A 15,067-nucleotide genomic window follows, 5' to 3' on the forward strand; every position below is an offset into this window, starting at 1 on the left:
CTAATCTTTGTTTTCTTATGTTTCACGTGGAACAATATCAGTAAAACCCATGTTTGAAAATGAATATGATGTAATTGTAGTAGGCGCAGGGCACGCTGGTTCAGAAGCCGCCGCGGCTGCCGCCAACCTGGGTTCAAAGACGCTTCTGGTAACTATGAGCCTGCAAAATATTGCGCAAATGTCCTGTAATCCCGCTATGGGCGGCATTGCAAAAGGGCAGATTGTACGTGAGATTGATGCGCTTGGAGGATACTCCGGGATTATTTCAGACAAGACCGCCATCCAGTTCAAGATGCTGAATAAGTCCAAAGGACCCGCCATGTGGTCGCCACGTGTTCAAAGCGACAGGATGCGCTTTGCGGAAGAATGGCGCCTGATGCTTGAACAAACACCCAATCTTGACTTTTACCAGGAAATGGTGAAAGGATTGCTTATTGAGAACGGCAAAGTGAAAGGAATCCGCACGTCACTAGGTGTGGAAATAAGATCCAAAGCCGTGGTGCTGACCAACGGTACGTTCCTGAATGGGTTAATCCATATTGGTGAAAAGCAATTCGGTGGCGGCAGGGCAGGCGAGAGCGCTGCTTTCGGCATCACCGAAGACTTGGTGAAAGCAGGTTTTGAAGCCGGAAGAATGAAAACCGGTACACCGCCACGTGTCGATGGGAGGTCACTCGATTATTCCAAAATGAACGAAGAGAAAGGTGATGAAAGGCCGGACAAATTCTCTTATTCTGATGTTACGCAGTCTTTAAAGCACCAGAAATCCTGTCATATGACTTATACTTCTGACCTGGTGCACGACATTCTTCGGGAAGGTTTTGACCGCTCCCCGATGTTTAACGGACGCATTAAAAGTATCGGGCCAAGATATTGCCCGTCGATTGAAGATAAGATCAATCGTTTTGCAGATAAGGAAAGGCACCAGCTTTTCGTAGAGCCTGAAGGCTGGAATACGGTTGAAGTGTATGTGAACGGATTTTCAACATCACTTCCGGAAGATGTGCAATTTAAAGCGTTGCGCAGCGTGGCCGGTTTTGAAAATGTAAAATTCTTCAGGCCGGGTTATGCCATTGAGTATGATTATTTCCCACCCACACAGCTGAAGCATACACTCGAAACGAAGCTTGTTGAAGGCTTATATTTTGCCGGGCAGATCAACGGCACGACAGGCTATGAAGAAGCCGCTTCGCAAGGACTGATGGCCGGAATCAACGCCCATTTAAAGATCAATGAGAAAGAGCCATTGATTTTAAAACGTGATGAAGCATATATCGGCGTTTTAATTGATGATCTGATTACAAAAGGCACAGAGGAGCCCTACCGCATGTTTACTTCAAGGGCGGAATACAGGACCTTATTGCGCCAGGACAATGCCGATTTCAGGCTTACGCCAAAGTCTTTCGAAATAGGCCTGGCTTCTGCCGAAAGAATGAAGCGGATGGAATTCAAGCAACGGGAATCAAACAAACTCGTTAATTTTTTCAAGGAGACAAGCGTTTCCGTAGCCGAAGTCAATCCGATATTGGAAGCAAAGGAAAGCGCACTGGTAAATCAATCTGATAAAATGTTTAAGATTCTTTCGCGTCCGCAGATAAATCTGGAAGATGTAATGAAATTTGAGAAAGTCCAGGAATATCTTTCCCAAAACGATCTCGACAGGGAAGTTTTGGAACAAGCCGAAATCCAGGTGAAATATTCAGGCTATATTGATAAGGAACGAAACAATGCGGATAAGCTCACCAAACTGGAGGATATGAAAATCCCTGAAAATTTTGATTATAATAAAATCAAATCGATGTCTATTGAAGCCAAGCAAAAACTGAGTAAAATTCGCCCCGTAACCATTTCGCAGGCCTCAAGGATCAGTGGCGTATCACCAAGTGACATTTCTGTGTTGCTGATTTATATGGGAAGATAAATATGTTTCACGTGGAACGAGAACCGAAAACACTTATAAATACAGGGCTTAGCCTATTTTTTGCCATATTTTTGATGAGTTCCTGCGCATCAAGATACAAAACCGTTATTAATGATTATGTCGTGCTTCCTGAAGGTAAAGAGGTCGTCGGTGGGAAAGCGCCGCTCAACGCTTTTATCTTTGAAACGCTGACAAAGCCTTTTGCATTCCAGAACTTTATAATGGAAAAATATAGAACGGATGATTTAAGAGCACCTGAATTTTGGGTAACCATTGATGGCTCAAAATATAAAGTGCTGGTTTACGATAATAACGAACTGGAGAAATATTTTCACGTTTCCGAATTTATCCAGACCAATTTTGACACCAATCCTGATAACAACAACCGCCCGAAATTCATCGCGGTGTCAATGATAAACGAATACAATGAAGATTGCCTTCAGGAAAACTCCCTATACTATAACGTGGCAGTCAATTTTCTTAAGACATTAAAACAAGAATATTACAAACGATAATGGACGTATCGAACCTTACACATTTCCTCACGGTAAAAGACCATTCGGTTTCAGGCGAGAATTTTGAGCTTTATAAGGATGACGTGCTTGATATGCTGGTCACCTTTCCCAAACCTGAAGGCGCAGCCCTGGCACGCTATTATGAAAGTGAAGATTATATTTCGCATACGGATTCCAAACGATCGCTCTTTGAAAAAGCCTACCATATCGTGAAGTCAAGAGCGCTCAGAAACAAGGTAAGTTTGATAAACTCCTTTACAAAATCAAAGGGAAAACTTCTGGATATTGGCGCGGGAACCGGGGATTTCCTGCTTGCCGCTAAAAATGATGGCTGGGATATTACTGGGATTGAACCTAACGCCAAAGCCAAAAACACCGCCGAACAAAAAGGTGTCCGTTTTACCGAAAACGAACAAGCGATAGCGGATAGTACTTTTGATGTCATCACCATGTGGCATGTACTCGAACATGTACCCGATGTGAAAAAGCAAATTTCGGAATTGCACAGATTGATAAAACCCAAAGGCACGGTAGTGATTGCCGTACCGAATTTCAATTCCTACGATGCAAAATATTACGGAAACTTTTGGGCGGCTTACGACGTACCAAGACATTTGACACATTTCTCAAAAACGGCCATAAAACTCCTTTTCGAAGCACAGGAATTCCGATTGGAAAAAATCCTGCCGATGAAATATGATGCCTTTTATGTCAGCCTGCTTTCGGAAAAATATAAAACCGGAAAAATGAATTTTATAAGCGCATTTTTTACCGGATGGCGCTCTAATGTAAAAGCTAAACGAAATTTAGAGTTTTCGTCCCATATTTACGTGTTGAAAAGCCTTAAAACTTAAAATAAACACGACTGTCGAATAAAATTGCGCTTAAATAGCCAATCACATCAAGAAAAGTCAAAACCCGCTTAAAACGCTTTATTTGAGTCGGGTTTTAATAACGAAAAACAATATTACTTCACATAGTGATAAAGTATTCTTATAGGCTTAAAATCACCTGGAAAATCACTTCCATATTAATTATAAAATTTTGCTACTTTTGGCAACGAAAAATAACAAGTCAAATAATGAAAAAAACAATTGCAATAGTATTGTTGTCAGCAGTACTTTTTTCCTGTAACAAAGAAACTGCGGCTAAAGCATCAAACGGGCTAAAAACAGCCAGCGTAGATTCTGAAAAATTAATGAAGGAATATACCGAAGCAAAAGACCTTACGGCTAAATTCAAGGCAAAATCTGAAGTCGAAGGAAAAAAGCTCGATGAGGCGCAAGCCGCTTTCGATTCAGATGTTGAATTCTTCAAGAAAAATGCCAAATCCAACGGACAGGAATGGGCCCAGCAAAAAGGAGGCGAGCTGCAGCAAAGGCAACAGCAGATCCAGTATTATGCGCAACAGGTCGATGCCAAACTGCGCCAGGAGCAGGGTGCGGAAATGGACACATTGGTGAAAAGCATCAAGGCTTATATTACTGATTACGGTAAAAAGAACGGGTACGATTACATCTACGTTTCAGGTGATGGCGGCGCATTGTTGTATGGCAAAGAACAATATGACATTACGAAGGACATCGTGAAGCTTTTGAACGAAAAATATGAAGCTAACGGTAAAAAATCCGCTTCCGAAGAAAAAAAGCCGGAGACTAAGAAGTAATACGCTTCCCTAAGATATAAAAGCCTTTATGCTGATTTTCAGCGTAAAGGCTTTTTTAATTTTACAATTTATACGATTTGAATTAACAATCCGGTGACTTCTCAGCAAGTTTCTTTAACATTTTATAAAGCCGTTTTAACATTCGTCTCATATCCGCAGGATAGATTAGCCATTTTGAAAGATGACTAAACCTAACCTGAAATGAAATTTAAAACTACATGTATTGCGCTTTTCTTTATCCAGCTGATTTTCAGCCAGTCCGGTATAAAAGGAACCATCGTCGCTGAAACCACAGGACAGCCGATTCCGGGTGTAACCATTGTCGTAAAGAACACCACGATCACCACAATGTCCGATGCCGAAGGGAATTATTTCATCAGCAAGCTGCAACCCGGGAAATTCGACCTTGAATTCTCGATGATGTCTTTCCAGACCAAACTCATCACTGAAACCGAAGTCGTTAAGGATGAAGTCACGGTGCTGCATGTTTCCCTGGCGGAAGGTGGCGCAAAGACGCTGGATGAGGTCGTCATCAAATCCTCCAAAGCCAGGACGGAATCAGTAAAGACTTTATTGCTGATGCAGAAAAACAGCGTCAATGTGTCCGACGGTATTTCTGCCGAAACCATCAAGCGTACACCCGACAAAAGCACTTCCGATGTGCTTAAAAGGATCAGCGGTGCCAGCATGCAGGACAACAAGTTCGTCGTCATCCGCGGATTGAACGACCGTTACAACGCGGCTTATTTAAATGGTGCGCCCCTGCCGAGTTCCGAACCGGACCGCAAAGCATTTTCGTTTGATATTTTCCCGGCCAATATGCTTGACAATCTTGTGATTACCAAAACCGCAACGCCCGACATCCCGGGAGAATTTGCAGGAGGCGTGATACAGATCAATACCAAAAGCATTCCGGACAGGAACTTCCAGACCATCACTGTGGGCGGAGGCTACAACACCATCACCACCGGAAAAAAACAATTGTATTATGAAGGTGGGAAAACCGACTGGCTTGGCGTAGACGACGGTACACGTGCCCTGTCCTCTAAAGTCCCGGATTACCTGACATTCCTTAATCTCGAGCCAACGGAAAGGGCAGAATATGCTAAATTCCTCAACAGTGACTGGAGTTTGCATCAAAAGAATTTTGCTCCGAATATGAGTTTTCAATACACCAATGGAAGGCGGATCAATATTGGTGAAAAAGTGCTTGGGATCTTATTTTCAGCTTCATATAACAAGACCAATATTTATAATGAAACCATCAGGAAAGATTATGAAAATCCGGACGAAACATTGCCATCTGTCTTAAAAAGTGATTTTTTTGACAAAAATAACGTGGAACAATACCTTCTGGGTGCGATGGCCAATTTCAGTCTGAAGTTAAACGCCAACAATACCATCAGTTTCAAGAATATTTACAGCATTAATGCTGACGACCGCGTGATTGAAAGAAATGGTGCTCCTGATGGCGCAGTGGATCCTGAAGCGTCAAAAATCTATTCAACCGCACGCTGGTTTACAAGCAACACGATTTATTCCGGGCAATTGTTCGGGGATCACTTTTTCCCAAAAAGCCGCACCAAATTCAGCTGGCTTGGTTCTTACAGCAATGTGAGCCGCGAAATCCCGAACCTCAGGCGAAATACTTATGATATTGTACAGGATCCGAACAATCCCGCAGCGGTCATTTACAAAGCAAGTATCGCTGATGGAAATGCCGGGGCAGATTACGGCGGAAGCATGTTTTTTTCTGAAAACAACGAAAATATTTACAGTGCCAAAGCCGATTATTCGGCTAAATTCAGCGATGATTTAAGCAGCAACGATGAAATCAAAGTGGGACTTTTTGTGCAATACCGCGACCGCGATTTCTTTGCAAGGCAGCTGCAGTATAACAAATTCAACCTTCAGGATTCGCCTTTCAGGGAAGAACTGCTTTTTCTGGATGACAGCGAAATTTTCCAGCCGCAGAACATTGGGCTCATAGCGCCCAACACAGGCGGATTTACGGTGTTCGACGGTACGAAATACTACGATTCCTATACCGCCTCGTCTGAATTGCAGGCAGCGTATATGATGTTCGACAATGCCATCGGCAAGCTCAGGATGATCTGGGGATTCCGTGCAGAGAATTATATCCAGCGCCTGGAGACGAAAAAAACTGAAACCGAAGACCTGAATGTTTATAACGAACAGGCGGATTTCCTGCCATCAGCCAATGCGATTTATGCCTTAAGCCAGAAGCAAAACCTGAGGCTGAGTTATTATAAAACGCTGAACCGCCCGGAATTCAGGGAACTGGCACCATTTGGTTTTTATGATTTTACGACGCAATTCTTTACCAACGGAAATCCGGAACTGCAGATTGCCGTGATTGATAATGCGGATTTCCGCTATGAGATTTACCCGGGGAAAAACCAGTTGTTTTCGGTATCGGCATTTTACAAAAAGTTTAAAAACCCGATTGAGCTGATTGCCGGCGCAAACAATAAGGAAGTGACCTATAAAAACGCAGCATCAGCTGAAAATTATGGTTTTGAAATGGAGTTCAGGACCTTGATCGCATCATTGCTGAACAATGAAAATTCGACATTCCTGAACGGGCTTACGGTGTTTTCCAACCTGGCTATTATCCACTCTGAAGTGGACGTTTCGAATGCTGTGGCCATCACCAACCAGGAGCAGTCGCGCCCGATGCAGGGACAATCGCCTTATGTATTCAACTGCGGCACACAATATACCGACAGCCATTATGGATGGACTTTGTCTGCGAATTTAAACCGTATCGGCGACAGGATCGCCATCGTTGGAAATCCGCCTGACGGAGAGCCGACCTTGTGGGAAAAAAGCAGGACCTTACTGGATGCGCAGCTTTCGAAGACATTCCTGAATAAGAAACTGGAAATCAAGCTCAATTTACAAAACCTGCTGGACCAGGAATCGATTTTTTACCAGAATAAATTATCAGGAAATAAAGAGGAGTCGGGTGTGAAAGGTTTTTTCAATAATATCTTCACCGGTGATTCCGGCAATAACAACGGTTATGATAAAGACCATGACGATTTGTTCTGGAGTACGAAATTCGGGCGGACTTTCTCCTTATCGGCAACTTATAACTTTTAATTTCCAATAGCTTAACATTATATAACCGATTAATTTCCAAAACGTTGGTTTGTTAACACAACAATCATTATTATATAAATACTCGTTAAAATCTTGTTAACATAGCGCTTGTAGTTTTGACCATTATAAACCAACTTAATTTCTTAACGATGAGAAAAATTTATTTACTGGGATTGTTGATGATGATCGGCAATCTTTTAAATGCGCAAATCCAGCCGACGAGCTATCGGGGTGCTTTTGCTCCTGCTCCTGCTGCGATGTGGACAGACAGCTGGACGAACTATGACCCGCAGAATACGGCCTATCCCGCTCCGACGGTGACGGTAAACTCCGCGATTACTACAAACACCACATGGACTTCCGGAAACACTTACCTGTTATCAGGATTGGTTTATGTAAAGAACGGTGCCACACTCACCATCCAGCCGGGCACTAAAATCCTGGGTGACAATTCAGGATCGGCATTGGTAATTACAAGAGGTGCCAAGATTAACGCCACCGGTACTGCTGCAAGCCCGATTGTATTTACATCGGATAAGTCAGCCGGTTCGCGCAACAAAGGCGACTGGGGCGGTATTATCCTTTTGGGCAAAGGCTCATTCAACATCAACGGCGGTGTGAACAATATTGAAGGAATTACAGCTTCTGCCGATACCCAATATGGTGGTGGTGCAAACCCTGATGACAATGACAATTCAGGGACTTTGAAATATGTAAGGATTGAATTCGGAGGTTATGTTTTTGCCCCGAACAACGAAATCAACGGACTAACTTTCGGTGCTGTTGGCCGTGGAACAACCATTGACTATGTACAGGTTTCTTTTTCAAATGACGATGCTTTCGAATGGTTTGGAGGTTCTGTAAACTGTAAGCACCTGGTTTCTTACAGGAATCTTGACGATGATTTTGATACTGACAATGGTTTCAACGGAAACGTGCAATTCGCTTTATCCGTAAGGGATCCGCAAATCGCTGATGCCCCTGCCGTATCTACTTCAGAAGGGTTCGAATCGGATAACAACGCTACTGGAAGTACTGTTTCGCCATTCACCAGCGCCATTTTCTCAAACCTTACGATGGTTGGACCTACTTACCGCCAGACATTGCCAAACGGCGGAACTTTGGCAGCAGGATACAAAAGGGCGCTCCGCATCCGCAGGGCTTCACAATTGAAGATCTACAACTCCGTCTTCATGGATTACCTTGAGGGACTTCATATTGATGGTATCGCTTCTGAAAATGCTGCCGTTGCCGGGACTTTGCGTTTCAACAACAACGTATTGGCAGGAATCACGACGACTTCGAAAGTATTGCAGATCACCGCTCCGGGAACCATTACTTCAGGAAACAATGCGTCATTCAATATGACATCATGGTATGCGGCAAACGGGAACACCACTGTAGCATCAAACTCCGGATTATTGACAAATGCTTACGATAACGGAAATGCATTCACTTATACAGGTTTGGATTACAGGCCGGCTTCAGGATCAATCCTGCTTTCAGGGGCAAGTTTTACCGATGCACCTTTCAATGGTAAATTAGAGAAATCAGCGCCAACGGTGGTTTCGCCAGTGAATTATTGCAGGAATGATGTGGCTACGCCATTGTCAGCGACTTTGGCTTACGGCGGTACGCAATTGAGGTGGTATGCTTCAGCCGGCAGCACGACACCATTGGCAGGAACGCCAACGCCAATGACAAATTCTTCAAGCGTAGGCACGAGGAACTATTATGTTGCACAGGTTTATCCTGACGGATTGGAAGGCCCTAAGGCTGTTATCACGGTAAATGTTTATGCTTTGCCTGAAATGCCTACTACACTTACAGGAACGACTGTTATCTGTAACTACATCGGAAGCACAGAAACCCTGAATTACACTACTACTGCTGTGTCGGGCGCAGCGAGCTACAGCTGGACTTTGCCAGTAGGCGCTACATTGGTTTCCACTTCACCTGACGGTTTGACGGCTACTGTAAGCTTCCAAAATGTGGCACAGGGAAGCGGTACCGTATACATCGGCGTACAGGCTGTTTCTGTAAACGGCTGTAAGAGCATTGCCAAGACATTGGGCCTGATCAAGATACTTCCTACTGCGCCTGCAAGCATTTCTGGGGCCACTTCTGTCGGAAATTACGTAGGAACATCTACAGCAATCACTTATACTACGCCTGCCGTAGCCAATGCGCAATCTTATCTTTGGACTGTACCAGCGGGAGTTGACATCATCTCAGGACAGGGAAGCACTTCTATTTCAGTAAATTTCCTTAACGCTTCCACGGCAGCGGGTTCTTTGGGTGTTATTTCTGTAAAATCGGTAGCGCCATGCGGTATGTCCCCAGCGAGGAACCTGAGCCTTTTCAAAGCATTGCCTGCAAGGCCTGCAAACATCAACGCTTCTTCATCTGATGTGTGCGTTACTGCAGGACCTTCAAGCAGCATCACCTATTCTATCGCGCCTATCGCTGATGTGACCACCTACAACTGGACTATCCCAACAGGCGCTACTATCGTAGGAAACGCACACGGATCTACCATCACCGTGAATTATACCGCTGCCTTCTCTGCTAACGGCATCGTATCGGTAAGTTCCGTAAACAACATCGGTTCAAGTGCTGCAAGGAACCTTACGGTGTACCGCAACCTGCCAGCCAACCCAAGTAATATCAATGGAAGGCTGAAAGGCATTTGCCCTGGCGATACGTACAGCTATTCTTTCGCGAACATTGCTGCTGCCACGTCATATACGTTCATCGCTCCTGCAGGCGCAGTGATCAAATCAGCGAATTTCCCTGGAAACGCTACCAACAGTTTAACAACTTCAGAAAATGCATTTACGGTAACTTATCCTGGAGATTTCGTTTCCGGAACACTAAGCTTCAGGTCGTCTAACGGCTGTGGTATGAGCGTAGGCCCTAACAACCAGGATGTTGCCAAGGCAATGCCTACACCTACGGTATTGAATGGACCTGATACCGTTACCTGTGCCATGATCGGCCAGCAGGTTACTTACACTACCGTAGCAGCTCCAAACGTCACTTCTTATGTATGGATTGTTCCTCCTGGAACCACTATCGTAAGCGGTCAGGGCACGGCATCGCTTACTGTTATTTTTAATGCTGGCCTTCCTGCTTCTTCAACCATTTCGGTACAGTATAACAATGCCTGCAACGGTATCGGTGGTAAAAAGAAACTGACGCTGACAAAACAAAGCTGTACGTCTCGTGCTGCTGAGGAAGTGGCTACTACAACTTATTCTGAATTATACCCGAACCCGGCTTCAGAAGTGTTCAACATCGACATCAAGACCGAGAACGCTTCAGAGACTACCATTTCAGTATATTCTTTCTCAGGAAATATGGTAAGCAGCGTGAAGCACCAGCTGAATGCCGGTGAAAACACTGTTGCCACAGACATTTCAAGATTGCCTAGAGGAATTTACATCGTGAAGTTTACAGATCCGTCTTCAAAAGAAACGGAAACCAAAAAACTCATCAAAAAATAAAGTTTTTTCAGTTGTTTTTTAGGGCCATCCGAAAGGGTGGCTTTTTTTATTTAATTTATGGGTATTTTATTTCTGTTATGGGGGTTACGCTGCCTTTCCGCTTCGAAGCGGGCACCTGCATTCCGAAGATTCCGTAACCCGAGCGAAGCGAACAGGCGAAGCAAATTAAACAATGTTTGAGCCACAAGCGAGTTTGTTTAATTTAGGAATCAAGGGATAGCAGTCGCTGAGAAGAGGCTGGCTTGAATTTTTGCTTCTTTTGTTTAGCTTTGCTCAATTCGGCTCCGCCTTGGGTCAAGACAAAAGAAGAGAAGCCAAAAAACTTTAATTCCAATAAAACCACATCCCTCATCTAATTTATTTCAATATTTTTACGCCCTATAAATACACGCCATGGAAATCCTCACCGAAGCCGCATCCTATACCCTGAAGTTCATAAACCAGACGCACCGTTCCATATTCCTGACCGGAAAAGCCGGAACCGGGAAAACCACGCTGCTGCGCGAAATCATCCGCACGACGCACAAAAATACCGTCGTCGTAGCCCCGACCGGGATTGCGGCGCTGAATGCGGGCGGCGTTACGGTCCACTCGATGTTCCAGCTCCCGTTTGCAGGTTTTATACCGGATCATTCCAATAAGCATTTTTCGGAATCCGTTAAATTCGAGAACAAGAATACGCTCGGCAGGCACTTCCGGATGAATGCCCAGAAAAAAGCCGTCATCCAGAATATGGAACTGCTCATTATTGATGAGGTCAGTATGCTGCGCGCCGATTTGCTCGATGCGATGGATTTCATGATGCAAAGCGTACGACGCAATAAAAAACCTTTCGGAGGCGTGCAATTATTGTATATCGGCGACCTGTTACAGCTTCCGCCGGTGATTAAGGATGAAGAATGGCGCACGCTGCAGCATTATTACAAAGGCAAATTCTTCTTCCATTCGCAGGTGGTGCAGCAACATCCGCCGATTTATATCGAGCTTTCGAAAATATTCAGGCAAACCGACGACCGTTTTATTTCGATATTGAACAACCTGCGCCACAACAGCATTTCAGCAGCGGATATTGCGGTTTTGAATGCCTTCGTAAAGACTGGTTTCGACATCAAAAACAACAAAGGCTACATTGTCCTGACCACACACAATGCCAAAGCCGACGACATGAACGCCCGGGCTTTGGAAGATCTGGAAGGCCATCTGCATGCCTACCAACCTGAAATCATGGGCGATTTCCCAGAGAAGATTTATCCCGTCGAGGCAAACCTGCAGTTAAAGATCGGTGCGCAGGTGATGTTTGTTAAAAATGACCTTTCTCCGGAAAAGAATTATTTCAACGGTAAAATGGGTGTCGTCAAATCATTGTCCGAAGCCGAAATCCTCGTGCATTTCCCAGACGAAAACAAGACGATTGAAGTCGAACGCTACGAATGGGAAAATATCAAATACACCGTCAATCCCGATACCAAGGAAATACAGGAAGATATCCTGGGGACTTTCGTGCATTACCCGATCAAACTGGCCTGGGCCATTACAGTGCACAAAAGCCAGGGCCTTACGTTTGACAAAGCGGCGCTCGACGTGTCGCAGGTTTTCCTGCCCGGGCAGGCGTATGTTGCCTTGTCAAGGCTTCGTTCGTTAGAAGGCCTTATTTTGCTTTCTCCGCTGCGTATGAATGGCCTGTCGAACGATCAGGATGTTATGGATTATGCAGAAACCAAGGCGGAAGACAAAGTGCTTGAGAATTTACTGGAATCCGAAACCAAAAAATTCATTCACAATTACCTGAAAGCCAGCTTCAATTGGGATGAACTCGCGCAGGAATGGCGGAACCATCAGTTCAGCTATCAGAACGATATGGAAAAATCACCCAAAACCGGGCATGCAGTCTGGGCCGCGGAAAAAGCCAAAGTCATCTGGAACCTGCTCGAACCCGCAGTGAAATTCATGTCGCAGCTTGATAAACTTTTCTATCCTGAAAATACCGATCTTGTTTTTATCGGCGAGAGGATCAATGCCGCGATCGATTATTTTATGGGACCGATGGACCAGCTGGCGTATGACCTGCTATGGAAACTTGAGGAAATCAGCCGCATGAAAAAGGCAAAAGCGTTTTATGAAGAAATTGCGCTGCTTGAGGATTTGCAGGTCAAAGCCATCCAGCGGCTTTTGAAAGCGCGGCTGCTCATAGAAACGGTCATTTCCGGCAGCAGGATTTCTAAGGAAACGATGCATTCTGAAGAAATCAACAGCTATAAAAGCAGGAAAGTTACTTTGGTCAGGAATGATTTCAAAGCGATGAATGTCACGATCATTGAAGACGAACAGGATTACAACCGTTACACGTCAAAAAAGAAGGCGAAAAAGGAACCTAAAAAATCAACAGTAACCGAAACTTACGAGCTGTGGCTTGAAAAACATTCCGTTAAGGAAATCGCAGGCATCAGGAAATTGACGGTACAGACCATCAATACGCATCTGGCTAAACTGATTGAGGCACATACGATCATGATTTCCGAAATCTTACCGGAAGACAAAATCCGCGAATTGGCCGAAGTTTTCAGGGATTACCACGAAGAAACGCTGAACGGGCTGAAGGAACTGCACGGCGAGCGGTTCACCTGGGATGAACTCAAATTGTTCAGGGCTGCGCTGAATGCAGAAATGGCTTAACTGAGCCAATACACCGCCATGACCGCAGGGATGAAGTAAATCACGATGGTACGCGCACCATCATAATCTTTCGCCATACGCTGCCCCAAAAGCAGGAACAGCAATGTGATGCAACTGAAAATCGCACCGTATAACCCGAACGTGCGGACGTTGTTCACCAAAAGCTGTATGCAGCCGGAAATGCACAAGATCCCCGAAACGATTTCAAGTACCAAAACCAGGAATAATGACGAAGGCACCATATTCCTTATCGGTGTTTTTTCAAAATGCTTCTTAAGCCAGGCCACATTATCATTCCAGTACATGGTTTTCTCATAACCGGATTGTACGAACGTGATAGCGAGTAAAATCAGCAATAATATGGATCCGATATTATTCATAGATTATTTTTTATGGATGAGCCTCGTGAGCTTGATCGACAGATCGGTCAGGATGATTTTTGCATTGCCGTTGCGCTCGATGTGGTACATCGCATCGGAAAGCTCGGCAAAGATTTCGTTTATATTTTTCCCGTTGACAAAAGGCGCGAAATTTTCCAGTTTGAATTTCTCAATCTTAGGCTCCATATATACGAGGCTTGTCGCCTGATAATTCAGTAATAACGCCTGCCGGAACATATCGGTACAAAACAAAAGGAATTTCTTCTGTGTCTCACGGCCCAGACCCGCCACGAGTTCGCTCCAACTGATTAAATCCTGTATCGCAGCCGCATTGCCCTTCGCACGGAAAGCCGCACGTACCCAATCGACGAACCACTTTTCGAAATATACATCTTCACCATCTCCCTGCAGCAGCTGTAACGCCTTATTGTAATTTCCCTGCGACTGGTGTGCGATTTTTGTGGCCATGCGTGGCTCTGTGTTTTCACGGGAAACCAATGCCTGCGCTATTACATTTTCGCTCAGGCCATTGAAATGCAGCACCTGGCAACGGGAGCGTATCGTTTGTATAATGTCTTCCTCATTTTCGGAAATCAGGATGAAAAGCGTTTTGTCAGTAGGTTCTTCAAGCAGTTTGAGGAGTTTGTTGGAAGCGGCGATGTTCATCTTATCGGCCATCCAGATGATCATGATTTTATAACCGCCTTCGTAGGCTTTTAAAGACAGCGATTTCAGGATTTCCTGTGCATCATCCACACGGATTTCCCCTTGCTTGTTCTGCACGCCCAAAACCCGGTACCAGTCGAACAGGCTGCCATACGGGTTGGCCGTAAGGAATTCACGCCATTCCGATACGAAATCAATGCTTTTGGGTTTTGATTTGACGCTGTCGGTACTGACGGTCGGATACACGAAATGCAGGTCCGGATGCGAAAAATGGTCAAATTTCAGGTTACAGGCTTCATTGCCGCCGGTATTCTCGCCGGAACTATTGTTGCATAAAATGTATTGTGCATAAGCGATCGCCATCGGCAAAGTCCCGCTGCCTTCCGGCCCGATAAACAATTGCGCGTGCGGAATCCTTCCGGAACCGGCGCTTTTGGTCAGGTGGCTTTTAATGTAATCCTGCGCAAGGATATGTGAAAACTGCATGAAGGCAAATATAGGAAAAGTCGGGAAAGTCTGAAGTCGGGAAAGCCCGAAAGTGATTTCTGATTTGCATATATTTGACAAAAAACGTTTTCAAAGCCATAATGCACTCATCTACAAAAAACCAATAT

9 protein-coding genes are annotated in these 15,067 nt (G+C 44.7%); 7 read left to right on the plus strand and 2 right to left on the minus strand.

The genetic code is table 11. The annotated features are described in order from the left end of the window. The first annotated feature begins 49 nt into the window (after positions 1-49). The 7 genes from mnmG (at position 50) to HYN49_RS03930 (ending at position 13,407) form a co-directional block, all read left to right on the plus strand. Positions 50-1,921, plus strand: a complete 1,872-nt coding sequence (gene mnmG, locus HYN49_RS03900) for a tRNA uridine-5-carboxymethylaminomethyl(34) synthesis enzyme MnmG (protein WP_108902900.1) — start codon at positions 50-52, stop codon at positions 1,919-1,921. Between the two features lie 74 nt (positions 1,922-1,995). Beyond that, entirely contained in the window at positions 1,996-2,436 is a 441-nt protein-coding gene (locus tag HYN49_RS03905) for a hypothetical protein (protein WP_108902901.1), read from the plus strand. Next, positions 2,436-3,290 (plus strand): class I SAM-dependent methyltransferase, encoded by an 855-nt coding sequence (locus HYN49_RS03910; protein ID WP_108902902.1) that lies wholly within the window; start codon positions 2,436-2,438, stop codon positions 3,288-3,290. The genes HYN49_RS03905 and HYN49_RS03910 overlap by 1 nt, the downstream gene beginning before the upstream one ends. Positions 3,291-3,517: 227 nt before the next feature. Continuing rightward, positions 3,518-4,102 carry an OmpH family outer membrane protein gene (locus tag HYN49_RS03915; protein WP_108902903.1) on the plus strand — a complete coding sequence of 195 codons (585 nt, stop codon included), beginning with the start codon at positions 3,518-3,520 and terminating at the stop codon, positions 4,100-4,102. Between the two features lie 201 nt (positions 4,103-4,303). Then, positions 4,304-7,228 carry a TonB-dependent receptor gene (locus HYN49_RS03920; protein WP_108902904.1) on the plus strand — a complete coding sequence of 975 codons (2,925 nt, stop codon included), beginning with the start codon at positions 4,304-4,306 and terminating at the stop codon, positions 7,226-7,228. Between the two features lie 149 nt (positions 7,229-7,377). Beyond that, positions 7,378-10,734 carry a T9SS type A sorting domain-containing protein gene (locus tag HYN49_RS03925; RefSeq protein WP_108902905.1) on the plus strand — a complete coding sequence of 1,119 codons (3,357 nt, stop codon included), beginning with the start codon at positions 7,378-7,380 and terminating at the stop codon, positions 10,732-10,734. Between the two features lie 393 nt (positions 10,735-11,127). Continuing rightward, entirely contained in the window at positions 11,128-13,407 is a 2,280-nt protein-coding gene (locus tag HYN49_RS03930) for a helix-turn-helix domain-containing protein (RefSeq protein ID WP_108902906.1), read from the plus strand. On the opposite strand, the gene HYN49_RS03935 is transcribed toward HYN49_RS03930, so the two are convergent. Together HYN49_RS03935 and HYN49_RS03940 are read right to left on the minus strand one after the other, a co-directional pair. Then, positions 13,404-13,787 (minus strand): DoxX family protein, encoded by a 384-nt coding sequence (locus tag HYN49_RS03935; RefSeq protein ID WP_108902907.1) that lies wholly within the window; start codon positions 13,785-13,787, stop codon positions 13,404-13,406. The genes HYN49_RS03930 and HYN49_RS03935 overlap by 4 nt on opposite strands. 3 nt (positions 13,788-13,790) lie before the next feature. Next, positions 13,791-14,939 carry a DNA polymerase III subunit gene (locus HYN49_RS03940; RefSeq protein ID WP_108902908.1) on the minus strand — a complete coding sequence of 383 codons (1,149 nt, stop codon included), beginning with the start codon at positions 14,937-14,939 and terminating at the stop codon, positions 13,791-13,793. Between the last annotated feature and the right edge of the window lie 128 nt (positions 14,940-15,067).

It is taken from the genome of Flavobacterium pallidum (assembly GCF_003097535.1).
Lineage (GTDB): Bacteria > Bacteroidota > Bacteroidia > Flavobacteriales > Flavobacteriaceae > Flavobacterium > Flavobacterium pallidum.

What these genes read in the sequence shown, in the direction of transcription:
- mnmG (WP_108902900.1), top strand. Translation starts at nt 50, where the DNA reads ATGTTTGAAAATGAATATGATGTAATTGTAGTAGGCGCAGGGCACGCT.
- HYN49_RS03905 (WP_108902901.1), top strand. Translation starts at nt 1,996, where the DNA reads ATGAGTTCCTGCGCATCAAGATACAAAACCGTTATTAATGATTATGTC.
- HYN49_RS03910 (WP_108902902.1), top strand. Translation starts at nt 2,436, where the DNA reads ATGGACGTATCGAACCTTACACATTTCCTCACGGTAAAAGACCATTCG.
- HYN49_RS03915 (WP_108902903.1), top strand. Translation starts at nt 3,518, where the DNA reads ATGAAAAAAACAATTGCAATAGTATTGTTGTCAGCAGTACTTTTTTCC.
- HYN49_RS03920 (WP_108902904.1), top strand. Translation starts at nt 4,304, where the DNA reads ATGAAATTTAAAACTACATGTATTGCGCTTTTCTTTATCCAGCTGATT.
- HYN49_RS03925 (WP_108902905.1), top strand. Translation starts at nt 7,378, where the DNA reads ATGAGAAAAATTTATTTACTGGGATTGTTGATGATGATCGGCAATCTT.
- HYN49_RS03930 (WP_108902906.1), top strand. Translation starts at nt 11,128, where the DNA reads ATGGAAATCCTCACCGAAGCCGCATCCTATACCCTGAAGTTCATAAAC.
- HYN49_RS03935 (WP_108902907.1), bottom strand. Translation starts at nt 13,787, where the DNA reads ATGAATAATATCGGATCCATATTATTGCTGATTTTACTCGCTATCACG.
- HYN49_RS03940 (WP_108902908.1), bottom strand. Translation starts at nt 14,939, where the DNA reads ATGCAGTTTTCACATATCCTTGCGCAGGATTACATTAAAAGCCACCTG.